Below are 24,183 nucleotides of genomic sequence, written 5' to 3'. Positions count from 1 at the left end.
GGTTGAAGAGGGACGGATTATGGCAGCACCACCCGGTAGAACTTCTGCGCGCCCGTCAGCGGAGCCAAGAATGGACTGGCGGCGTTGGTGACCGGCTGCCACGGTCCCAAAATGTTGTCCGCTTGCTCCAATCGCGTACCAAAGAGCGGCCAGCTCAATTGTAACCCTTGAGTGACCGGTGAAGCCTGCAGCCGCAACACAGGCGCCGGGAGTTCCTTGACTGAAGGCTCCGGCCCCAGACCCGCATTTATGCCGGCCGGGCTGTAATTCATGTCGGTGGTCAAAACAATCTTGTCGCAGTAGAAACCATCCTCCCGCATATACACCTGCACGCGATGCACCCCCGCGCTGGGAATGTCCAAATAGACCCGGCCGCCGGTGGTATCGCTCACGCTGCCCCAATGCCAGCCCGACATGCCCAGGTCATATCCCTGTTGCACATTCTGGGCCGAGGAAGGCACCGTGTTGTTCAATCCAACGTGGATGGAATTATCGGCCCCGCCTTCGGCTCCACCACGCACCCACACGAAATAACGTCCCGGGCCGGGGAATTGCACAAAGAAGTCCAACGATGCCGCTTCATTGCCACCGGGGCGGTTGCCCTCCGTATTAGGCAGGGCGCGCATGGCGCCGCGGCCAGAGAAGTCGGCCCGGTTGGTGACCAGGGTCCAGTAACGCTCCACCCCCTCCCATGAGCGCGAAATCATTTCGTCGTAATCCTCGGCCTCGACCACCACCAAGCCTTGTGGGCCGCTGGGCGCCAACAAACCCGTGCGTTCAATGCGCCGGGTGACCAAAGCATAATTATCCACCAGGTCAAAAGCGTGGGCGGTTATCGTGTAATAAGTGCCATTCGTCAACGGCGCCGTCACATAAAGCGTCACCGTGCGGCCATCAGCAGACAACACTGGCAAGGTGACATCATTCACCGGCACCGTTGAATTGTCCCACAAGTTGGTAACCACGTAAGAGGCCGAACTCTCGGCGATGGCACGATTCACCAACTCATCGAACTCAATAATAATGGCGGTGGGATTGCCGGGGTTGTTGATGGCCCTTAACATCGTCGGTGGAGTTGAGTCCTGACTGACAGTTAAGGTGGCCACCGCGCTGGTAACCACCACGCCGGGCGCAGCCACCAAAACCCGCCACTGAGACCCATCATCTGCCATCGTCAGCAAGCGGGTGGTGTAGGCATTGGTCAAAACCACGGCCACATTGGTGAAAGTATCCACACCATTCCAGCGCTGCCAGGTATAAACCACCGGCGCATCCGCTGGCGTCACTGTGGCCGCCACCGTGAAAGTATGAGTGCGGTTTTGCAGAACGGTGCGGCTCTGGGGATGCGCAGTAATGGTTACCTGATTGGCGGAGGGATTCGCCAGACATTCCAGGGCCTCGGCAGGAATAATCACCGGCCCCGTGCCAGAGGGCGGCTGCCAGGCCACCTGCACATAATCGCCACCCGTCCCCTCTTTCCAAAGCGCCTCCAGCGCATAACGCTGCCCGGCATCCAGATAAATGGATACGGACTGGCCAGAGGTAAAGGGTTGATTAGCGGTGGCCTGCTGAGCAACGACACTCAAGGTGGTAAAGTCATCCGTGGTGCCCAGCCGCAGCTCCGTGCCATCGTCCCCGCGAATAAAGAAAGTGTGGAATCCGGACTCTAACGGACGCAACCACCCAATCAGCCGCCCGCCATAATTGTCCCGATTGGGCGCCGATTGCAGCGTCTGGGCCGAGTTCACATGGAAAAGTTCATCCCATCCATTGGGGTATTTGGGCGAATTAATCAGGGAGGCCACATCGTTGCCGCTGATGCCAAAGTACCTTTGCGCCGCCAAAAAGCCCTGGCTGCGAACCCAGGCATAAAAGGTTAGTTCGGTGCCCGCCGCCAGCCAGTTGGTGTAATAAGCCCGGTCGGGGATGCCTTCCACAATCATGAGTCGGTATAGTTGTCCCGGCGTCAAAGGCTCTGTCACGATTTGCAACCGGCGGCCATCAGCCGACAAGGTGGCGCTTTGAATTCCCAGAGGCGGTGTAAAAACATAGTTATTCATGTTTTGCGCCTCAGCCGCGCGCACTGGCTCCGAGAAAAACAGTGAAACCTGATTCATGGACACATCCGCGGTGATTTGGGTCACTTGTGGCGCATTGGTGTCCGTGATGACCGTCACCCGCGCCACAGCGCTGGTCGCGCTGCCGTTGCGGTTCGTGGCAATGACCCGAAACTGCATCCCATCTTGCGGCGGTATGACCGCGCCCAAAGGCAGGGAGGTACCCGTAGCTCCCTCAATGTTGGTGAAGCTCCCGCTTCCATCCCACTGCTGCCATTGAATGGTGCGCGGCGGCGCCCCAGTGACGTTGACACTCAGCGTGACCACGGTCCCTTCCGGCACGGTCACATCCTGCAAATTACCAGCAAAGCCCACCGCCGATGAAGGGTCAAAAGGCAATTGTCCGCGGTTGATGGCAATCTCCACTGCCTTGATAAACATGGCCTCGCCCGTCGCGCTCAGATTCTCGACGCAGTCGGTCAAGATATTGCCGCCGTTCGGCTCGCGGCTGCTGGCCGCAAAGTACATGCGATAGCCGCCCAAAACATCCGCCCCGCCCCGTACCGGCGTTCCCGCCGGCCATTCCATGATGATGGGGATATTATTGCGGGCGGTACCGCCCAAATCCGTAAAATCCGCCACGGCCAGCACGCGGCCGCCGCTCACCGGTCCCTCCAAAACCTGGCTGGTGTTGCGATGAAGAGCCTCATCATACGGGTTGACCGTGACGTTGCCGTTCATGGCGACTTCGCTGAAGATATACTCCGTTACCGGATCAGCCAAATTTAGGGCCCGCACCGGCGTAGGGGTGCCATCAATCATCGTACTGCCTGTGCACCAGCCCAAACGGCTTGCTCTTGCCAGATAAGCATTGATGGTCATCAACGGCTTGGTGATGTTGACATTCCAGTCAATGACCTGGGGATTTTGAAAAGCCGTGCTGGTGACAGCGCGCCCTATGATAATCAGGTCAAAGCTGTTGATTTGAGTTAGTTCCTGTGCAGTCAAACGGGTATTCTGACTGTTCGGGCCATTGTAGCGGGTCACCGTGTGGCCCGCATTTTGCAGGATGGTGATAAATCCCCCATCCGCGTAATTACCCGCATCCGAAAAAGTATTGTCAGTGCCATTGTCACTGACCCACAAGATATTGGCGGCATGGCTGGGTACGAGTCCCACTAATAATACCGCAAAGGCACAAAGGAGGGTGAAGTGAAACGTGGAATACACGCGTCGAGTCAGCGTTTTCATAAGGCTTTGCTTTTTTGGGTTTCAACTACCTGTATATCCATTTTTTGCCTAACTGCAACCTTAATTTAACAGCGATTCCTCACTTGATGCCCCTTGCCGGGGAGCGATAGTGTCAAGGCCCGTCTTATGCGGCGTGGACGAGCCAAATTTATTGAGCCGGCGGTCACGGTGTTGCTGCCCGTGTATAACGCGGCCGCCACCCTGCGCGCCGCCATCCGCAGCATTTGCACCCAAACTTTATCCGACTGGGAGCTGCTCGTGGTGGACGATGGCTCCACGGACGACTCGGCCCCAATCGCCCAGCATCTGGCCTTGAATGACCGCCGCATCCAAGTTCTCCGCCGTCCCCATGAAGGCCTGGTTTCCGCGCTGGAAGCCGGCCTGCGCCAGGCCCGCGGACGTTACATCGCCCGCATGGATGCCGATGACGTCTGCTACCCGGACCGGCTGGAAAAACAGGTGGAATTGCTGGACTGGGACAGTGAACTGGGACTGGTGGGCGGGCTGGTCGAATATGGCGGCGAAGCCGCCGCCAACCAGGGGTTTGCGCTGCATGTGGACTGGATGAACAGTCTGACCAAGGCAGAGGATATTTACCTGAACCGTTTTATCGAATCCCCCTTTGCCCATCCCTCGGTCATGTTTCGCCGCAATCTCATAGACCGCTACGATGGCTATCGGGCCGGCCCTTTTCCCGAAGATTATGAGCTTTGGCTCCGCTGGATGGACGCCGGCGTGGGCGTGGCCAAAGTCAAACACCGCGTAATCATCTGGAATGATTCCCCGCAGAGACTCTCGCGCCAGGACCCGCGTTACAGCCAGGAAGCCTTTTACGAGATGAAGGCCTATTACCTGGCTCGCACCGTCAAACGCCTCCTGCAAGGACGAAGCCTATGGATTTGGGGCGCGGGGCGGGTGACCCGGAAACGAGCGGCATATCTTGAAAACCACGGCCTCACCATCACGGGTTACGTGGATGTGGACCCCGCCAAATGCCAGCCTGGCCGCGCCAGCCATATCACTGTACTGCCCGAGCAATTACCCCCCCCGGACAAGGCATTTGTAGCCGGCTATGTGGCCAATCGAGGTGCTCGACAACTCATCCGCCAAGCTCTCCGTCAACGCGGATTCGTCGAAGGCAAGGACTTTCTCATGGCGGCTTGAGCGCCATTATTCTGCCTTGATGAAATCATGGGGCTGGGCATGGGGGAACTCCACGCCATTGTGCCAATATTACGTGGACAGGCTTGCTTGAAGATTTTCACGAATATTTGGTGGGATTGCGGAGGGGTGAGGTGTCTCAGGTCTGTGATTCATGGGCGGTTGTCGGGGTAATGAGTCCATGGCCGCCCGAGCAAATAAGCTTCATCTCCCCAACGCACAACGTCAACATCTCCCGCCAGAGCCAGAGCTGATGGCCTCCATCCCAGGGTTGACATGGTGGAAATGAGAGCTTTATAAATCTGTTCTATGAAACTCAAGTGGTCTTTTGGGTCCGGATTTAAGCTTCTTGTTCTAACAGCGGCGTTGGCAAGTAATGGGTGTATCGTTGACCGCATCATGGATTCCGAAGACCGAAGACATTACTTGGATTATCGCGCAGAGGCGGAAAGAATTAACATGGAGCGTGAGAAAAGCGGTTTGGCCCCGCGCCCGATTCTCTCCTACGAACAATGGAAAAAACAATGAAAAGATGGCTCGCTGCTCTCCTCTTACTGGCCAGCATGGGTTTAGCCATCCGTGCCGCCGAGACTCCTGCCAAACCACCGGCAAGCCAGGATGCCGTACGATGGGAATATGCCTACTTTAGATTTGCCGGTGACCAAACCACCATTGTCTGGCCGGATGGCACCACCCAGCGAGTCATTCCTTTTGGGGGCCGCCGTCGGCCGGAAAAAGCCGATGAGCGGATGTGGTATATTACTGGGGGCATTAACATTCTGGCGGCGAAGGGCTTTGAAATCGCATGGATGGATGAGGACGATGTCATCATGCGCCGCCGGGTGGTTGAAAAACCTGAAGAAGCGCCTGCAGACAAAAAATCGCCATGAAAAGAGTCATCCCTGCCGGGTCTGACTGGCCTGCGGCGAGGAAGATGGGCCGCATGGTGCTGGTTGCGGCATTGTTCTGCCTCACCGGTTGCTTCGTTATCTCGGTTAATCCTTTTTACGAGGAAAAGAATGTGTTTTTTGAACCCGCCCTGTTGGGCCGCTGGGAAGGTGAAGGCCAGCGCTGGCGTTTTGAACCGGCCGAGCATGAAGCCAAGGCCTACTTCGTCACTTATTCCGCCGATGGGAAGGAATCCAAAATGACCGGGCATCTGTTCAAACTCGATGACCAGTGGTTCTTGAACCTGTTTGGACAATTCGCTGAAAACATCGTCCCGCCGCCTATTCCATCGCACTATGTGGTGCGGGTGCGTTTGGAAGACGGCAAGCTGGCCCTGCAGGGTTTGGACTATAAATGGATGAGAGACTGGCTGAAGAAGAACCCCAAAGCCCTACGCCATCAATGGCGGACCAACCCGGGGGATGACCCTTCCGAGGCGTATTTTGTGCTTACGGCGGAAACCGGCGACTTACAGGAATTTTTGCGTAAACAAATGAAAAATGCGGAGGCATGGAGCGATCGCATCACGCTGACACGCCCGGACGAACGCTGACCTTCGCGAAGGTCAGCAGCCCAGTTTCTCGACGACCGCCCCAATTCTTCCAATCCCCAACGCTGCCTCCTCTTGGGTCAGGTTCAACGGAGGAAGCAGGCGGACCACCTGGTTGCCCGAGGGAATGGTGAGCACGCCCGCCTCATGCAGCCGTTGCACCATCTGCAGGGAGGCGGGTTTATCGGCCGCCGCAAAGGCCGGTATTTCTGCCTTGTCGGCCAGTTCAAAGCCCAGCATAAAACCCAGGCCCCGCACCGATTTAATCCATTGCGGGAAGCGGGCCGCCAGCTTTTCCAACTGCTGTTTCATCCAGTCACCAGTGGCGCGGGCGTTGTCGGCTAAATGGTCCCGCTCCACGATGTCCAGAACCTTCAAGGCCGCCGCGCAGGCCAGCGGCGTGCCGCCAAAGGTGGTGGCGTGACTTCCCGGTCCCAGCAAATCCGCATAAGGCTGCCGCACCCAGAAAGCCCCCATGGGCATGCCGCCCGCCAGCGATTTGGCCATGGAAATGGCATCCGGCAGAAAACCTTCCGCGTCGGATATACCCTCAAGAATGCGCTGGAAACTTTGAAAACGGCCCGTGCGAAAATAACCGCATTGCACTCCATCCATCATCAGGAGCAGACGGTTTTCATCGCACAACCGCCGCAACCCCAACAAATAATCCGGCGTGGCCGGAGTAATGCCACCTTCACCCTGCACTCCCTCGATTAACACCGCCACCGTAGCCGGCGAAATCGCCTCCTTCACGGCCTGCAAATCATTGAAGGGCACGTGCCGGAAGCCCGGCACGGAAGGGCCAAACCCCTTCTTGACCTTGTCCTGTCCGGTGGCGGCGATGCCCGCCAGCGTACGGCCATGAAAGGAGTTGACGGCAGTGATGATTTCAAACCGGCCTTCCTCATGCCCAAAGCGCCGGGCCAGTTTGTACAACCCCTCATTGGCCTCGGCGCCGCTGTTGGCGAAAAACACCTTGCCCGGGGCAATCAAGTGGGTCAAACGCTCGGCCAGCCGCCCCTGCCAAGGGTGATAGTAAAGGTTGGACACATGCACCAGGGTGCGGGCCTGCTCCGCCAGCGCCTCCGCCAGCTCCGGGTGCGCATGGCCGAGACTGCATACCGCAATACCAGCGCCCAAATCCAGATACTGGCGGCCTTCCACGTCCCACACCCACGCGCCCCGTCCGCGTGTCAAACAAAGGTCAAAGCGCCCATAGCTGGGCACCACATATTGCTGAAAACAACTTTTAACGGCCTCCCAGGTCAGGCCGTTCCCCGCAGACATGGCTTGTGTGGTCGTTTGCATGTGCACACCAACCCGCGCAGCAAAAGAAAAATGCGCGGCGCCGTCAACTTATTTATGAATCGGCGCAGGCAGGAAGGCCTCAGGCGCAAAGGCTCCCTCCGCCGACTAAACCTTGCGCGTCCCTGGAGAACACCGAAAAGCGCAGCCCGTCATACGCGTCCAACCTTGCCTCCCCTGCCCGATGTGTCAGGATAAAGCTATGAAGCTCTCTGGGATGAACTGTGCCAGCCTTTGGCTTTGTTTCTGGCTTATCATGGTGGAAATCGCAACGGCCGCCCCCGCAGACCGGCGGCTGCCGGTGGAGCTTTCGACAACCAGCGTGGGACGTTTCGAGAGAATTGAATTCACGTTCCCCATTCAAGCCGTGGCTGAAAATCCTTACGATCCTCTGGAGGTGGATTTGCGGGTGGAAATGGTCACTCCCTCAGGAGACCGGCTGACCTTGCCCGCCTTTTATTATCAACCCTACGAAAAAATTTCGCGCCCGGGCCGGGCAGAAGGTGGCGAGCTTTGGTATCCTAGCGGTCCGGCATTATGGAAAGCCCGTTTCGCACCATCGGAAACCGGCCGCTATCGTGCCTGGGCTTTGCTCACCGACCGGGCGGGCACCGTGCAGTCCGAGGAATTTACTTTTGAATCCCGCCCTTCCGCTCGCCGGGGCTTTCTGCGCGTCTCCACCAATGACACGCGATATTTGGAATTTACGGATGGCACGCCGTTTTTTGCCATCGGCCAAAACGTGGCCTTCATCAAAGAGGTGGCCCTGCAGGGGGAAATGCTCCGGCGTTTGGGCGCCGCTGGCGGCAATTTTGCCCGCGTATGGGCCTGCGCCGAGGATTGGGGGCTGGGCATCGAGGCGCGGAAAAGCGCGTGGGGCCGCTCGTGGAACTGGAATCCGCCCTTGGTGGTCAGCCCCGACGCCACGGGCTTCCATGCCAACCGGTTGTGCGTGAAGTTAAGTGGCGAGGCCGGGGCTGCGGTCACCATGAACCCTTCCCAGCCGGTGGTGTTGCGCACCCAAACGGCATACACATTTCGCTTAAGCTACCGCACCGAGGGCCAGGCCGAGGCGAGTTTCGATTTGGCCGGCCCCCAAACTCTCCCCTCCCGCCGGCAATGGTCGCCCTACACCCTGGCGTTCACCAATCAAAATTGGGCCGTCCTGCCGCAAATGGTCTTTCGCCTGAATCGCGCGGGCGCGGTGTATATGCGCGACTTTTCCCTGCAGGAGGCCCGCGGCGGGCCGGAGCTGCTGGAGGAAGCAGACCCCAACCGCCCCGTGTTGGGTGTCTATAATGCGCGTGATTGTTTTTATCTGGACCAGATTCTGGAGACGGCCGAGCAAAGCGGGGTGCATTTGCAAATCGTTTTATTCACCCGCGACCATTATATGCACCATTTGCGCCAGGCCGGCGGGCGGGCTTATCGCACCGCCACTGATTACGCCCGCCGATTGCTGCGCTATGCGGTGGCGCGTTGGGGATACTCGACTCACGTGGCCGCATGGGAGTACTTCAATGAAATGGACCCGGGCCTGCCCACCGAACCCTTTTACACCGAACTGGCGCGCTACCTGGATACCGTGGATGTGTACCGGCATTTGCGCGTGAACAGCACCTGGCACTCGCCCTCCAAAGATTACGCCCACCCGGACTTGGACGCCGCCAATCAACATCATTACCTGCGCCCCCCTTCGGGAGACATCTGGAAAGACGAAGTGGCCAGCATCACCACTCAGTTTGAATTGAATCGCGACCGATTGAAAGACCGCCCGCTGTTCTTTGCGGAATATGGCATCACCGACGCCAACTGGCAGCGCGCCCCACAGTTGGACCAGGACCAGGAATGGGTGCATTTGCATAATGGCCTCTGGCTGACCCTGGCGCTGGGTTACGGCAGCACCGTCTGCCACTGGTATTGGGATGACATTCACCGGCGCAACGCCTATCCCGTTTACACCGCGCTGGCTCGTTTCGCCCGCGACATTCCCTTCAACCGCGGCCAACTAAAACCCACTCCCGCCCTTGCCACGCCGCCGCTCAAGGCCTTTGGACAAAAAGGAGATGGCCTGGCTTATTTTTGGATTTGGCACCCACAAGCCACCTGGTGGAATCTGGCCATGGAAAAACAGGAAGCTCCCCTGGTCAGTGGCGCCGCATTGGAATTGGCCGAAATACCCGCCGCCACTTGTCAGGCGCAATGGTTCGACACGCGCAAAGGACAATCGCTACAGGAAATAACCCTTCCGGTCAAAGAGGGCCGAATCAAAATGGCCATCCCTGATTTCCGCCGGGACGTGGCGGTGAAAATCCGCTGGCAAATCCGTGGCCAATAAAATGCCCCATCCCCCCAGACGATCAAGGCTTGGGTTTGGGTCGGAACAAATCATCAATCAGGTTATTAATCGGCGCGTTGGTGTTGGGCGGAGCCGGGCTGGGCGGCGCTGGTTTTGCCGGAGCATTGGTGACCGGTTTGGCGCCGCCGCCCAAAAGATTACCCACCCCCTGCAGTAATGCGCCGGCTTCCCCTCCGACTTCCTTGCCCACGCGTTGCAAAGCCGTGCCGGTAATGGCTTTGGTGTTCAGGCGCGTCTGAGGATTCTCCAGCGTGCCGCGCACCACGACAAAGTCGGGCAGTTTGACGTGGGTGGCTCCCGGGGCGGCGCTGGCAATTTGCAGGCGCTGGGCCAGCGGCACTGACAGGGATATTTCCACCGGCAAATCCAGCGGGCTGGCCATCAGCAAGTCAGCCATGGGGATGCGGCCCCGCGAACCCACAATGATAGTGGAATTGGCCAGCGTAAAATCGCGCAATTCAATAGTCCCCTGCCCTATTTCCATTTGCAGCCGTGAGGTGTTGAAGGGCTGGGCAATGAGATTGGGCACGCCCACTGCGCCGCCCACCGCGTTAAGCAAGGGGTCCAATATGCCCACCAGCACCCGCAAGAACTGCTGAGACGGCGTCACTGCCGAGCCGCGTGGCGGGGTGATAAGTTGCTTGATGCGCAGGGCCGCGTTGGTCAGGTCCAGATGAAAATGGCCCTTCAAATGTTGTTTCAAATTTGGGCCGGTGCTGCCCGTGCCCTGGATGGCCAGTGCCAGCGAAAGATCCCCCTGCCAGGGATCCGGAGAGGGCGTCAGGAAGGAAGCTGCCAGCGGGGCCAGCGGCAGCCGTTGGAGCTGCAAATCCAGATCATATTGGTAGCCCGGCACCCCCAAGTTCAAATCCAACCGCCCCCGGGCCGGAGCACCATTGATGCTGGCCGTCAGATTGGTAATGCTCAGCCGGGAACCGTCCAGTCGCACCAGCGCACTCAAATTCGTGACGGCCATTTCCTCGAAAAAGAAACGACCGGCTTGGGCTGTAATGACAAAATTGGTCAGCGGCAATGTCCTGGGAGCTGCTTCGGCCTGCGATGGTGGAGAGGCGGGCGGAGCTACGGCATTGGTTTGCGACAATGCCTGGAAAAGCCGATGATACGGGGTCCAGTCGAGGCTTTCCGAGGCAATCGCCAAACGCCCGGTGATGGCGGCCGGGTTGGCCAGGTCCAGTTGTCCTTCCAACTGCACGCGATTGGTGGCGCGAGCGGTGGGCGTAAGCTGCAAACTGGCGGTGCGCAATTCCAAACGATTTGGCTGCGAAGCAGCGGCGTCCAACTTCAAGGCAAACGCCAGCGGCTCAGGAGGCGCCTGGCCGGCAGCATCCCGCCAGAGAAGTTGACTAATCTGCAAAGTGGCATTCAAAAAGGTCTGGGCACCGGGCTGATAGCGGCCCTCAGCGTCCGCGTCAATTTGGACACTTGTAAGCGTGGCTGGGGCCATGGCCGCCGCCAACCATGGCCGCAAGGCATGTTCATTAAGGCCTTGCACTTGGGCTTTGAACTGGCCATTGGTGCGCTGCGCGTCCCATTGCCCGGTCATGGCAATACTGCCCGCTTCACGCTGGCCCAGGGAAAAACGTGCCTGCAACCGCCGGGCCTCAGTCACCGAGGCGCGTTGGCTGACATCCAAAACCAGGTCCGCGGCCAGCGGCTCTCGTGGCCAGGTGCCCGCCACGTCACTCAAAACGCAATTTGCCAGTCGCACACCGCCGGTGACCGACCACTGCCCGGGCGCATACGCCATCTGCAGCGCGCCATCCACCCGCGCAGAATCCAGGCGATTGGAGCCCAGCAGTGCGGCCGCCGTTTGGAAAAGCCGCTCGTTCAAGTTGGAAAACAGCAGGGAAAACTGGCCGTTGGTCTGCGGCAAATGATGTTGGCCCGCCAGTTCCAGGTATCCCGCCGGCTGGCCGGATTGCGCCACGCGCGCCTGCAGCTTGCGGATGATGAGGAGTTGGTTGGTCATCAACAAATCGCTGTCCACTTCCGCGCTGAAACGGTCCAACGGATAACCCTCATAATTACCCGTCAGGCTGCTCAAGCGCCATTGGCTGACGATGGAGTGAGTCAGCCGCGGCGCGGGCGCATTGGAAGGCGCGTGATTGATTTGCCTCACCTCACCCCGGAATTGCGCCGTGCCGGAAACAAAATGGGCGTTTGTCAGCCCCACTTTGGCCAACATTTGCGGCACGGCGGTTTCGGTGGCCAAATGCAGATGAAAATCCTGCCGCACATGGTCCACGTGGCCGGTGGCAGACGCCGAAACCACCACGCCGTCCTTTTCCAAATACCGCAACGTCAAGTGCGCCAGTTCGGTGCGCTGCATTTGCGTGGTAATCGTCCGCAGCTCTGCCTGAATCTCCGGCGCGGTGAAGAGATTGGTGTCCACCTTGCAACGCAAGTCCCGCACGCCGCCCCGGACATCCAAGGCTAAAACCTGGCCGCTTTTGCGGGACTGCACCAGCGCCCGCAAATCCACCTGACCACCCAACTCATAGTCTGGAAACAACGCCTGCCACGCCGCCAAATCCAGGCGGTCCACCGTCAGCAAAAACTCGGAGTCTTCCACCGCCTCCCCCGTGGCGCCCCAGGCCAGGCTCATGGGTCTGGTCAGGGTGGCCTGCACCACCGGCCGGTTGCTCAAGCTGGCGGTCAGGGCGAGCTCGCGAATATTGGCCAGTTCTTTGGCCTGCTGGACCTCCACCACAAAACGCATTTGCAAGTCGGTGGGGGGAGTCACTCGTCCCTTTTGCGCCAGCCGCACTTGGGCAGCTTCCACGATGCCGGCGGTCTTGATGGTTTGGGCCTGGTCGGTGAATTCCACCTGCCCCCGAGCTGACAGCGTGGCCTGCGGGATGGAATAACCGGCCGCCGCCGCCACCAGACTCAAGACCTGGCCCCCAATGCGATCCAACTCAAACTCCAGCCTGCCCTCGCCGCGCGCGGGTTGGAAGGGGCCGCGAACCTGAAGGTTGGCGAGCGGTTGATTGCTGCGGCTGAAAGCCAGCGTCCCTTGTTTGATTTCCGTGGGAGTCCAATCCCAATCCATTTGCCCTTGCAAGGCACGGGTTTCAGTGAACTTCCCGGAAGCCTCCCGGACCTCCATCGCCAGCCGCCCCTGGCTGGAAACGGGGGCCAGGTTGGCATCCAAAGCCACTTTGCCTTCCATTTGGAGGGAGCTGCCCAGCGCGTGCGCATTCGTTCCTTCCAGTTGTTGCCAGCGCGTCAGCGCCTGCACCTTCATCGCCGCAGTCTGCCGGTTGCCCAGGTTTTCCAAGGTCAGGTTCAACCCGTGGATTTCCAAGGACTCAGCGTTGGTGGGCTGGCGTCGCTGGTAGGTCAGTGTGGCATTGGCCAAGGCCACCTTTTTAATCAGCACCTCTGGCGCTGCCGACGTTGGGGGTGGAGCCTTGGAGGAATCACTGGTACGTTTTAACAAATTGCTCCAATTATTGCGGCCGTCCGCCTCCTCCATCATCCGCACCTCCAATCCATCCACGGCAACCTCATCCAGGATGATGCGGCCCTTGAGCAAATCGGCAAGGCTGGGGTACCGCACGGAAAGGCGTTTGACCGCCAGCAAAGGCGTTCCCCCGGTGGTTTCCATTTTGAAGCCGCCCAACACAACTCCGCTCCACGGAGACACCTGGGCCTCCTCTGCGCTTAAGCGGGCCTGCATGGCCTCACCTGCCCGTGGCAGCACCACGCTTTTGACGAACCACCCGCTGGTGAGCACCAGGTAGGCGGCCACCAATAATATAACCACCGCCCCGGCAGCCAAACCCAGCCATTTCAGCCAGCGGCGTCCCGCTGCGGGGGATTTCTGCGATTGATCACTCATAAAATTCTCCAGTTCAGGAGGAAAAATATCGCTCAATTCCACTTATAACGCCAACACCATCCCTCAACTGGGACGATTCAGCGCCCGCGGGTCTTCAAAGCGGCACCCGATTCAGGAGCGCGTGCTGAACTTGAAAATCGTGGTGGATTTTTTGGTTTGGCCGGCCCGAAGGATGGGGCTGGGAAAGTGCGGTTTGTTGATGGAATCCGGGAAATGCTGGGTTTCCAGGCAAAGGCCCTGATACTGCTGATAAACCGCTCCACCCTTGCCCGGCTGATTATTCATGTGATTGGCGGTGTAAAGCTGCACGCCCGGCTCGGTGGTCCACATTTCCATGACCCGCCCGCTTTTCGGCTCATAGACCCGCGCCCCCAAGGCCGGCGTCACTCCGTCGGATTTCAACACAAAATTGTGGTCATAGCCACGAGTCTTGGGCAGTTCTTTAATGCGTGCCCCAATGGGGGTGGGCTGGGTGAAGTCCAAGGGTGTGTTTTTGACAAAGGCAATCTCACCGGTGGGAATCAAACCCTCGTCCGCCGGCGTGTAAAAATCTGCGAACAATTGCAACTCATGGCCCAGCACATCCCCGCTGTCATGCCCGCCCAGGTTGAAGTAACTGTGGTTGGTCAGGTTGACGATGGTGTCCTTGTCCGTGGTGGCCTCGTAGTCAATGCGCAATTCATTGTCTGCCGTCAAAGAATAGGTCACCGTCACCTGCAAATTGCCGGGATACCCCTCCTCTCCATCGGGGCTGGTGTAACGCAGCCGTACCCCCGCGGCCGTTGCCGTGGAAAAGGGCTCGGCTTTCCAGACTTTTTTATCAAAGCCGCTGCGTCCTCCATGGATGTGGTTTTTGCCGCTGTTGGCTGCGAGTTTGTAGGTCTGGCCGTTGAGTACAAACTGCGCGCCACCGATGCGGTTGGCAAAGCGCCCCACCGTGCTGCCAAAGAGGGGATGCCCCTTGAGATAGCGCTCCAGTTGATCAAAACCCAGCACCACGTCGCGGGTTTTGCCCTCCCGATCGGGGACGTGCAAGTCCACCAAAATGGCGCCGTACGTCATGACCCTGGCGCTCATGCCGCGGCCATTGCGCAACGTGAAAATCTCAATGACCGTCCCATCGGCGGTCTTGCCAAACTCATTCCGTTCCACCACCGGGGCAGGCACAGCAGCCCACGCGCCCCCCGTCATGGCAACGCCCACCAATAACCAGCGAGGCACAAAGTTTTGCATCATGCCCAGAGCCTACGCCGCCCCCCCTGTCTTGACAACCGGTTTGTGTCCGCCAAAATGCCCACGTATGAAGTCATTCACCATTTCGCGCCGGCATTTCCTGCGCCATACCCTCGCCACTTCCGCCGCCATTGCCCTCCCCACCGTCATCCCGCGCCACGTGCTGGGCGCCGATGGCCAGCCCGGGGCCAATGAACGCATCAACATTGGCTTCATTGGCATTGGCCGACAGGCCACCGGTTTGCTTTCCGGCGCGTTGCGCAGCAAAACCGCCCGCATCGGCGCCTTCGCCGATGTCCACCTGGGGCGGGCTCAGAAAAATGCGTCTGCCCTGGGGGCGACGGCTTACCAGGATTACCGGCATTTGCTGGACCAGAAGGACATTGACGCCGTGGTCACGGCCACGCCGGAACACTGGCGCATTCTCATCGTGTTGCACGCCTGCCAGGCGGGCAAGGATTTGTACGTGGAAAAACCGCTGTCACTCACCATCAAGGAAGGACGCTGGATGGTGACCGCCGCCCGAAAATACAAACGGATTATCCAAGTGGGCAGCCAGCAGCGTTCTGACCCGTTGGATGTGGCCGCGTGTGAATTTGTGCGCAGCGGTGGCCTGGGCAAGATTACCAAAGTGGTGGCCTCCAATTATCCCAGCCCCTGGGAATATAACCTGCCACCCGAGCCGGTGCCGGAAGGACTGGATTGGAATATGTGGTGCGGCCCGGCGCCGCTGGTGCCTTTCAGCAACTCCCTTTATGTACCGCGCGAAGTGGGCCAGCCCGGCTCACCGGGTTGGGCGGCGCCAGGCTGGCTGTCTTTCCGGCGCCATTCCGGTGGCGAGGTCACCGGCTGGGGCTCCCATGGCTTTGACATGATTCAATATGCGCTGGGCATGGACGACAGTGGCCCGGTGGAAATCTGGCCCGAGGGTAAAAAGTTTGAAGCGCCCACCTACGACAAACCGGAAAGCAAGGCGCGCGGCGATAAAATCACCAGTGAGCCCCTGGTCTATTTCAAATACGCCAACGGCGTGGTGGTGGAGCCGGGCAATGCTCCAGGCTTTGGTTGTGTGGTGCACGGGGAAAAAGGGTGGCTGCGCATTGACCGCGGGCGGCTGGACTCACAACCCGAGGACATTTATGAGAAACTGATGCGAGAGCGGCCGAAAATCCCCGGGCACATTGAGAACTGGCTGCAATGCATCAAAACCCGCAAACTGCCCACCGCCGATGTCGAAATCGGCCATCGCTCGGCCACCGTCTGCCATCTGGTCAACATCGCCCGCTGGACCGGCCGCAAACTCAAATGGGACCCGGTCAAGGAAATCTTCCCCGAGGACCCGGAAGCCAATCAATACCTGGACCGCGAACGCCGCAAGGGGTTTGAAGTGCCCGCGGTGATCTAAATTAAGCACAACACCATCACGCTAGAATTCCATGTCCGGCGCCCTCCCGCCAAGCGCAGGAGCAACACATATTTATAGGTTCATGAAAAAACTTCTTCAACTTGCCCTGGTATTCGGCCTTGGCCTGGTTTTAGCGCAGGCCAGTCTTGCGCAAGCGGCCGCCCCTGCCCCACAACCGCGCCTGGGAATGAACCTCAACGGCCCGGCGGATTGGAACACCGAGCTGCCTTTTGTGGATGTTTCGCGGCTGGCACGCCAGTGGATTAGCCAGAAAAAAGGCCAGCCTTGGGGCAAAGGCCCTGCCCTGTCGTTGGACTCGCTGGGCTATGTCACTCGGTTGGAGCCGGACTGTTTTGCCGAAACCCTGATGTGTACCATTGAGGGCGGGCATTATCCCTCCGGTGAGTACACCCTGCTTTACGACGGGGAGGGCCAGTTTGAGTTCAACAACGGCACCATCGTATCCCGCCAGCCGGGGCGCATTGTGTTCAAAGTGGACGCCTCCCGCGGGGCTTTTTTTATGCGGCTTACCCAAGTCAATCCAGCCAATCATCCCCGCAACATCCGCGTCATCATGCCCGGCTTTGAAAAAAATTACCGCGAGCAGGTGTTTCATCCCGCTTTCCTTCAGCGCTGGCGGGGAATCGCCTGTTTCCGCTTCATGGATTGGCAGGAGACGAACAACTCCAAACAGCAAAAATGGGCGGACCGCCCCAAGCTCGAAGAATTCACCTGGACCCGTGCCGGCATTCCTGTCGAGGTGATGGTGGACTTATGCAACCGGCAACAGGCCGATGCCTGGTTTTGCATGCCCCATCTGGCGGACGACGACTACGTGCGCCAATTTGCCCGCCTGGTCAAAGCGCGTTTGCATCCCAAGGCCAAAGTGTATGTCGAGCTTTCCAATGAGCTCTGGAATGGCATGTTCCAACAAAGCCGCTGGGCGGGAGAGGAAGGACGCAAACTGGGCTTTGCCGATAAACCTTGGGAAGCAGGCTGGCGCTATACGGCTTATCGCTCCGTGCAAATCTTCAAGATTTGGGAGGAAGTCTTCGGCGGCCGCGAACGTCTGGTGCGGGTGCTGGCCTCGCAAGCCTCCAATCCTTACGTTTCCGAGCGCATTGTGGAATGGCAGGAAGCCTATAAACAAGCCGATGCCCTGGCCATCGCTCCGTATATCAGTTGCAACATCCCCAAAGAGGGCAAGGAACTTAACGAAGCAGTGGTGGCGGCCTGGACGGTGGACCAGGCTCTAGATTACCTCGAAAACAAAGCGCTGCCGGAATGCATCCGCTGGATTCAAGGCAATAAAAAGATCGCAGACAAATATGGCCTGCAATTGATCGCCTACGAAGCCGGCCAACACATGGTTGGGTTGGGTGAAGTCACCAATAATGACCAAATCACCCGCCTCCTGCATCAGGCCAACCGCCATCCACGCATGGGCCAGATTTACGAAAAATACTACGCCGCCTGGCAAAAAGAGGGCGGGAGCCTCCTGTGCTATTTTTCCTCCGTGGGCCGCTGGAGCAAATGGGGCAGTTGGGGCATCATGGAGTATTACGACGAAAACCCGGCGCTTTCCCCCAAATTCATGTCCACCCTGCGCTGGGCCAAATCACTGGGCCAACCTGTCACTCTGCCTTGAGGATTAAACTTGGGACACGGGAAGGGGCATTCTATCACCTGTTGGAAGCCGTGCCTTCATCAAAACATCCCTGCTTACGCACGCCCGCTGTAGCCCCCGCCCCTTCCGGCCAATCCATTTCCATCGGGGATAGCAATCTGTGTGCCGTTTTTTCTAAATCTGCTTGTGCATCCTCACGGTCAGGGTAAATTACCCGTGGATGGCGCAAGGTTTGCATCTGACACAGACGTTGAAGCAAACGCTGGTGCTGGCGCCGCAAATGCAACAGTCACTAGCGTTGTTGCAAGCCCCTATTCTTGAGCTTAAAGCGCTGGTGGAGAAAGAATTGCAGCAAAATCCTGTCCTCGAAGAATTGCCCCCCTCCTCCAACGAAACCACGGACAAATCTGAAAGCGACCTGGGGGAGGCTCCTTCCAGCCGGATGGACCCCACCGAGCCGCCTGCCGATGTGACTTATGACCCCGCCACGGAACGCGAGAGCAAGGCGCCCGTGGACGATTTTCAGGCCGAGTTTGAACGGCTGGCACAACTGGACCAGGAATGGCGGGACCACTTTTCCCAAACACAGACCCCGCTTCGCAGCCGGGAAGAAGACGAGGAAAAGCGGGCCTACATGTTTGAAAGCCTTACCAACGGCGTTTCCTTACAGGAAGACCTGTTGGAGCAAATGCGGCTTTCGGACCTCTCGCCGGAGCAACGCCCCATTGCCGAATTAATCATCGGTAACATTGACGAAAACGGCTATCTGAAAGCCTCGGTGGATGAGCTTTCCTTCTCCACCAATGTGCCCAAAGAACAAATTGAGGCGGTCTTGAAAGTCATTCAGACTTTTCACCCTCCCGGCGTTGGCGCGCGGGATTTGCGCGAGTGCCTCCTGCTGCAACTGGAACGCGCCGGGCGCCAGGATTCCCTGGAGTATAAAATCATTCAAAGTCACATGGAGGAGCTGGGCCGCCGGCGCTTCCCGGAAATCGCCAAGGCCTTGAATCTGCCGGTGGCGGAAGTGCAGGAGGCCGCCCGGCGCATCGCCACTCTGGACCCCCGCCCGGGCCGGGCAGTTTCCGCGGAACCGGACATATACATTGTGCCGGAAGTTTTCGTGACCAAAAGCGGTGATGACTACGTGGTCACCCTTAATGACGAGCACATCCCGCGTTTGCGCATCAGCAATCAGTACAAGGATTTGATGTCCCAAGCGGACAGTGACAACGAGGTGCGCGACTATATCCGCAACAAAATTCAGGCCGGCAAGTTCCTCATTAAAAGCATTCATCAACGGCAGCAAACCATCCTCAACATCGCCAAAGAAATCGTCAAACGGCAGCGCGATTTCATGGAAAAAGGGGTCTCGGCCCTCAAACCCATGACCATGGCGCAGGTCGCCGAGGCTGTGGGAGTGCATGAAACCACCGTCAGCCGGGCGGTCTCCGGCAAGTACATGCAGACGCCCCAGGGCATCTACGAGATGCGCTACTTCTTCACCAGTGGGCTGCAAACCACCACCGGCGACGGCGTCTCCAACGCCACCGTCAAGGAAATGATTGCCGAGTTATTCCGCAACGAATCCCCCAAATACCCCTTGAGCGATGAAGAGGTGGTGCGGTTGCTCAAGGAAAAGGGCATTGTCATTGCCCGCCGTACCGTGGCGAAATACCGGGCGGAACTGGGCATTTTGCCCTCCAATCTCCGCAAAGTTTATTGAGCGGGAACCCGGCCCATCGCCGCCCTAACCCAGATGTCTCAGGCGGGGCTGGTCGTCCCCTGCCCCAGGCGTTGCAAACGATATTTACCCTCCAGAATCCGCTGCCACCAGGGTTCGTTATCCAGATACCATTGCACGGTTTGCCGGAAACCGGACTCCCGGTCCTGCCGCGGTCTCCAGCCCACCTCCCGCCGGATTTTGGAGGCATCAATCGCATAACGCAAATCGTGGCCGGGACGGTCGGGCACAAAGGTGATTTGTTGCGTGTAGGAGCCGCGACGCGCCGCCGGCCGCAGCTCATCCAGAATCCGGCACAGCAAGGTCACCAGGTCAATATTCCGCATTTCGTTATTGCCGCCGATGTTGTAGGTCTCCCCCGGTTTGCCCCTTTCCAACACTGCCAGCAGGGCCTCGGCGTGGTCCAGAACGTACAGCCAGTCGCGCACATTCTCACCCCGCCCATAGACAGGGATGGGCTCGCCACGCAGCGCCTTCAAGATGACCACGGGGATTAACTTCTCCGGAAATTGATACGGGCCATAGTTGTTGGAGCAATTGGTCACCATCACCGGCAGGCCGTAGGTGTGAAACCAGGCCCGCGCCAGGTGATCCGAGGCCGCCTTGCTGGCGCTGTAGGGCGAATGCGGATCGTACGGCGTGCTCTCGGTGAAACTTCCCGTGGCCCCCAGCGAACCATAAACCTCGTCCGTAGAAACGTGCAAAAATCTAAACCGGTTCCCCTCCGCGGGCGGCAAGGCCTGCCAGTATTCGCGGGCGGCTTGCAGCATCACCGCCGTCCCCACCACGTTGGTCTGGATGAAAGCCATCGGGCCATCAATGCTGCGGTCCACGTGGGATTCGGCGGCGAGATGCATGATGGCCTGTGGTTTGAACCAGGCCAGGGCGCGCCGCACCGTTTCCGCGTCGCTGATGTCGCCTTGCACAAAGTGGTAGCCGGGGTGCCCGGCCACATCCGCCAGCGATTCCAAATTGCCGGCGTAGGTCAGCTTGTCAAAGTTCAACACCTCGTGCCCCTGCTGCAACAAATGCCGCACCAGGTTGCAGCCGATAAATCCTGCTCCGCCCGTAACCAGTATTTTCATGTCATGTAGCCGATAAACTAATCCGCCTCAGTATGCCGACAAATCGGCTCTGCGCCAAGTCACCATCCGCCCTGAAACTGGCCGCGATTGAGAAAAATATCCAGGCGCGGCGCCTGCCAGGTGTAAGGCTTGGCCAGGATGTCCGGACGGCCGTCACCATTCAAGTCCGCCACGCGCGCTTCATGCAAATCAAAGCCCCGCAAGAGTTCCACGGCTTTGAAATCCCCCTGACCATTGCCTAAAAGAATCCACGCACGAGGATTGGGATTTTTCCCCAATTGCATCTCCGCCACGAAAATGTCCAAGTGTTGGTCGCCATTAAAATCCACCGCCTGCAGCGAATGCGCGTCCCAGAGTTCTTCCATCAACACTTTGGGCGTCCAAGTGCCTTTTTGCCACTCGTACATCAGCATGGGGCCTTGGCCATCGCCAATGCAAAGCAGCACCTGAGGGCGTGGCCCCGGCTTGAAACGCCCCACCGCCGAGCGCGTAAAGGTGTAGGCCGCATCAATGATATGCGGGACAAAGCCTCCTTTTTCGTACTTGAACCAGCGGCCACCCCCCACCATATCCAGCTTGCCGTCTCCGTCCACATCCGCGGCTGCCAGCCCCTCATGCTCATTGGGCCGCCGCCAGCTCGGATAGGTGCCACGCGGTTGCATCTCCTCCTCTGGATAAGAGTAAATAACACGCATGGGCCACTCGCCCTCATGGGCGCGTGGGTCGGCCGGCAATGCCGCAAGCACCAATTGCCGCGCCCCCTGACACCAGAACACCAGTTCCACCCGGCCGTCCCCATCAAAATCTCCCATCAACTGGTCATGGTGCTTGTTGGCCCCCGAAGCCTTGATGAGGCGCCGCCGCCATGGCGTATTGGGATTGTGTTGAGGATGGGGGTTTTCCCACCACCATACTTCCTTGCTTCCCGCGTCCCCGCCAAAAACAATGTCCGGCGCACCATCGCCTGAAATGTCATAAAACGCCCCGCCCGCTTCCACCCGCAACGGGCCTGCTTCAATGATATGCCGTGTCCACCCATGGGCATGGCGTTTAAACCAGACCACCGCCGGGGCTTTGGTGCGTTCGGCAATCACCACATCATTGAGTCCATCCTTATCCACGTCCAATACGAGCGAAGCCGTCTGTTGGTTGCCCGAATTGGGCGGTGGCAGGTCTCCCCTGGCCGTGGATAAATGCTGTAAACCGGGATGAACCCAGACGGCTGCCGCCTCCGCCGCCACGCTTCGATGTCCCCCAAGCCCCATGAGCATGCAGGCGACGAACAGTTCCATATAACCGAGGCCAGCACGGCAAGCGTGATGCCAGGAACAGGCTGTATTCATAGGGGGTATTTTGTTTGGTTTGGTTGTTTAGGCCCACACTCCCATGGCTCGCAGCGAGGCGTAATCCTTCTCCCGGCCCGGTCCAGGCCGGCCTAAGATGACGTGGTCCAGTATTTCAATTTTAAGCAAAAATCCGGCCCGTATTAAATCCCGCGTCAGCCGAATATCGGCCTCCGACGGCGAGGGGTCACCGCTGGGGTGATTATGCACCAGGATGATGGCCGAGGCATTGGCAGCAATCGCCAGCCGGAAAACATCCCGCGGATGCACCAGTACGCTGTCAAGCGTCCCCTGAGCCAGTTTTTCCACCCGAATCAACCTGCGGCGGGTGTTCAGCAGCACCAATTGAAACTGCTCGGTTTGGTACTGCAAATTTTCCTGGCGCAAGAGGTCGGCCACCTTGTCAGGCGTATCCAGCAAAGGTTGCTCGTGCACTTTCTCCCGCGCAATGCGCACCGCCAGTTGAAAGGCGGCCAGCAAGGTCACCGCTTTGTCACGCCCTATGCCGGGGGTTTTGCATAGCTGCTCCACCGTGGCCCGGCTCAAGGCCTCGAGGGATTGAAAACGGGTCAATAAATCTTCGGCCACATGCATGACATTGCGGCCCTTGGTGCCCGTGCGCAGGAGAATGGCGAGCAGTTGCGCATTGGAACATCGCTCAGCTCCCTGCCGCGCCAGATGCTCGCGTGGACGCTCGCTCAAGGGAAAGTCACGCATCAGAATGGGCGTCAAATCCTCGCGGGCATCGTCCAATCGGGCTTCCATGAAGGGATTATTCAAAATCGCTCCACAAATGCCAAGACTGAAGCGGGAACGCGCCAACAATAGATTCGCCAAACTTCCACCCTTGGATTAGGATAAAAGCGATGATTGATAAAAACATCAACCTATGAACACAAATCCTCGCCTTACTTCGGTTCTCCAGTTCGGTGGTTTGGCCTTGGTTTTGACGGCGTTCACCGCCACGGCAGCCGATTGGCCCCAATGGCGCGGCCCGCAACGCAACGGTCATTCTCCCGAAACCGGCCTGCTTAAACAATGGCCCGCAGAAGGTCCGCGGCTGGTGTGGCAGGTTAAAGATTTGGGCCAGGGCTACGCTGCTCCCGTTGTCGCCGGCAACCGCCTTTACGTGCTCAGCAACGAAGGGCTGGAAGATGAATTTGTCCAAGCCCATGATGTCACCGATGGCCGGCGCCTCTGGCGTACCCGCCTGGGCAAGGTGGGCAACCCCAATCAACAACCCCGCTTCCCTGCGGCACGCTCCACCCCCACGGTGGATGGCCCCCTGCTCTATGCCTTAAGCTCGGACGGTGACCTGGCCTGTGTCGAGACCGCCACCGGCAAAATCCGCTGGCAAAAGAGTCTGCGCGAAGACTTTGGCGGAAAACCGGGAACCTGGGCTTATTCCGAATCGCCCCTGGTGGATGGCGAGGTGGTAGTTTGCACCCCCGGCGGCGGTGACGCGACCCTCCTGGCGCTCAACAAAAATAATGGCAATGTGATTTGGAAATGCCCCATCACCGGCGCCAACGAGGCTGCTTACGCCTCAGCCATTGTGGTGGAAACCGGCGGCCTCAAGCAATATGTGCAAATGATTGCGGGGGGCTTGGTGGGAGTGGACGCCAAAACCGGCAAACTGCTGTGGCGTTACGATAAAACAGTGAGCAAATATAAAGCCAACATCCCCTCGCCCGTGGCCCGCGGCGAGTGGGTGTTCAGCGCCGGAGCGGGTACCGGCGCCGGCGCCGTCAAACTCACCATGGCTGGCGGTGAAGTGCAGGCCGAGCAGGTTTACTTCGGGGCCAAACTCCCCACGGCCATTGGCGGGGCGGTTTTGGTGGGGGATTATCTTTACGGCACCAGCGCCCAGGGACTCATGTGTGTGCAGTTTAATTCCGGCGAGGTGAAATGGGAAAATGCCTCCATCGGAGCCGCCTCCCTGCTTTACGCCGATGGTCATTTATACCTCCACGGCGAAAACGGCGCCGTCGCCCTGGTGGAGGCAACTCCCGAGGCCTATCGCGAAAAAGGCCGGTTCAACCCGCCGGACCGCCCTGCCCGGAGCCAGGCGATGGAAAAATCCTGGGCCTATCCTGTTTTGGCCAACGGCCGGCTGTATTTGCGCGACCACCAAATGTTATGGTGCTACGACGTGAAGGGTGGCTCCGGCGCGAAGTGACAGAAAAAAAATAACGAGGGGGCCTGGAAGAAGCCCCCAAGCCCCCTCATCCGAATCCACCTCCAGGGCGCCAC

General features: G+C 58.8%; 16 protein-coding genes. 9 read left to right on the top strand and 7 right to left on the bottom strand.

Annotated elements, in window-relative coordinates; translation table 11 throughout:
* Positions 1-17: 17 nt before the first annotated feature.
* Positions 18-3,308 (bottom strand): PA14 domain-containing protein, encoded by a 3,291-nt coding sequence (locus tag NXS98_RS02455; RefSeq protein WP_283846882.1) that lies wholly within the window; start codon positions 3,306-3,308, stop codon positions 18-20.
* 126 nt (positions 3,309-3,434) lie between these two features.
* Between NXS98_RS02455 and NXS98_RS02450 the strand changes: the two genes are divergently transcribed.
* The 4 genes from NXS98_RS02450 (at position 3,435) to NXS98_RS02435 (ending at position 5,970) form a co-directional block, all read left to right on the top strand.
* Entirely contained in the window at positions 3,435-4,472 is a 1,038-nt protein-coding gene (locus NXS98_RS02450) for a glycosyltransferase family 2 protein (protein ID WP_283846881.1), read from the top strand.
* 306 nt (positions 4,473-4,778) lie between these two features.
* Complete coding sequence (locus tag NXS98_RS02445; protein ID WP_283846880.1) at positions 4,779-4,997, top strand: hypothetical protein; 219 nt, start codon at positions 4,779-4,781, stop codon at positions 4,995-4,997.
* 35 nt (positions 4,998-5,032) lie between these two features.
* On the top strand, positions 5,033-5,359 hold the full coding sequence (locus NXS98_RS02440; protein ID WP_283846879.1) for a hypothetical protein: 327 nt from the start codon (positions 5,033-5,035) through the stop codon (positions 5,357-5,359).
* Positions 5,356-5,970, top strand: a complete 615-nt coding sequence (locus tag NXS98_RS02435) for a hypothetical protein (protein ID WP_283846878.1) — start codon at positions 5,356-5,358, stop codon at positions 5,968-5,970. The genes NXS98_RS02440 and NXS98_RS02435 overlap by 4 nt, the downstream gene beginning before the upstream one ends.
* Positions 5,971-5,982: 12 nt before the next feature.
* On the opposite strand, the gene NXS98_RS02430 is transcribed toward NXS98_RS02435, so the two are convergent.
* Positions 5,983-7,275: an aspartate aminotransferase family protein gene (locus tag NXS98_RS02430; RefSeq protein WP_283846877.1), complete on the bottom strand. Its 1,293-nt coding sequence runs from the start codon at positions 7,273-7,275 to the stop codon at positions 5,983-5,985.
* Positions 7,276-7,528: 253 nt separating this feature from the next.
* On the opposite strand from NXS98_RS02430, the gene NXS98_RS02425 reads away from it, so the two are divergent.
* A complete protein-coding gene (locus NXS98_RS02425; RefSeq protein ID WP_283846876.1) occupies positions 7,529-9,610 on the top strand; it encodes a DUF5060 domain-containing protein in 2,082 nt (693 codons plus the stop codon).
* A 22-nt stretch (positions 9,611-9,632) separates the two neighbouring features.
* Here NXS98_RS02425 and NXS98_RS02420 read toward each other — a convergent pair whose 3' ends face one another.
* Both NXS98_RS02420 and NXS98_RS02415 read right to left on the bottom strand, forming a co-directional pair.
* Entirely contained in the window at positions 9,633-13,496 is a 3,864-nt protein-coding gene (locus NXS98_RS02420; protein ID WP_283846875.1) for a DUF748 domain-containing protein, read from the bottom strand.
* A gap of 111 nt (positions 13,497-13,607) precedes the next feature.
* Positions 13,608-14,732 carry an aldose epimerase family protein gene (locus NXS98_RS02415; protein ID WP_425499926.1) on the bottom strand — a complete coding sequence of 375 codons (1,125 nt, stop codon included), beginning with the start codon at positions 14,730-14,732 and terminating at the stop codon, positions 13,608-13,610.
* A gap of 64 nt (positions 14,733-14,796) precedes the next feature.
* On the opposite strand from NXS98_RS02415, the gene NXS98_RS02410 reads away from it, so the two are divergent.
* From NXS98_RS02410 to rpoN, 3 genes are all read left to right on the top strand, one after another.
* Positions 14,797-16,134 (top strand): Gfo/Idh/MocA family oxidoreductase, encoded by a 1,338-nt coding sequence (locus NXS98_RS02410; RefSeq protein ID WP_283846874.1) that lies wholly within the window; start codon positions 14,797-14,799, stop codon positions 16,132-16,134.
* A gap of 82 nt (positions 16,135-16,216) precedes the next feature.
* Positions 16,217-17,782, top strand: a complete 1,566-nt coding sequence (locus tag NXS98_RS02405; protein ID WP_283846873.1) for a hypothetical protein — start codon at positions 16,217-16,219, stop codon at positions 17,780-17,782.
* A 199-nt stretch (positions 17,783-17,981) separates the two neighbouring features.
* On the top strand, positions 17,982-19,484 hold the full coding sequence (rpoN, locus tag NXS98_RS02400) for an RNA polymerase factor sigma-54 (protein WP_283846872.1): 1,503 nt from the start codon (positions 17,982-17,984) through the stop codon (positions 19,482-19,484).
* Positions 19,485-19,522: 38 nt separating this feature from the next.
* On the opposite strand, the gene rfbB is transcribed toward rpoN, so the two are convergent.
* From rfbB to radC, 3 genes are read right to left on the bottom strand one after another with little or no spacing between them, the layout of a single operon-like run.
* Positions 19,523-20,587 carry a dTDP-glucose 4,6-dehydratase gene (gene rfbB / locus NXS98_RS02395; RefSeq protein WP_283846871.1) on the bottom strand — a complete coding sequence of 355 codons (1,065 nt, stop codon included), beginning with the start codon at positions 20,585-20,587 and terminating at the stop codon, positions 19,523-19,525.
* A 59-nt stretch (positions 20,588-20,646) separates the two neighbouring features.
* Positions 20,647-21,930, bottom strand: a complete 1,284-nt coding sequence (locus NXS98_RS02390; RefSeq protein WP_283846870.1) for an FG-GAP repeat domain-containing protein — start codon at positions 21,928-21,930, stop codon at positions 20,647-20,649.
* Between the two features lie 27 nt (positions 21,931-21,957).
* Positions 21,958-22,695 carry a RadC family protein gene (radC, locus tag NXS98_RS02385; RefSeq protein WP_283846869.1) on the bottom strand — a complete coding sequence of 246 codons (738 nt, stop codon included), beginning with the start codon at positions 22,693-22,695 and terminating at the stop codon, positions 21,958-21,960.
* 124 nt (positions 22,696-22,819) lie between these two features.
* Between radC and NXS98_RS02380 the strand changes: the two genes are divergently transcribed.
* A complete protein-coding gene (locus NXS98_RS02380; protein ID WP_283846868.1) occupies positions 22,820-24,109 on the top strand; it encodes a PQQ-binding-like beta-propeller repeat protein in 1,290 nt (429 codons plus the stop codon).
* Positions 24,110-24,183 lie beyond the last annotated feature (74 nt).

The organism is Fontisphaera persica (assembly GCF_024832785.1).
Classification (GTDB): domain Bacteria; phylum Verrucomicrobiota; class Verrucomicrobiia; order Limisphaerales; family Fontisphaeraceae; genus Fontisphaera; species Fontisphaera persica.
The sequence above is the reverse complement of the archived record's forward strand: the minus strand, read 5'-3'. Positions and strand labels throughout refer to the sequence as shown.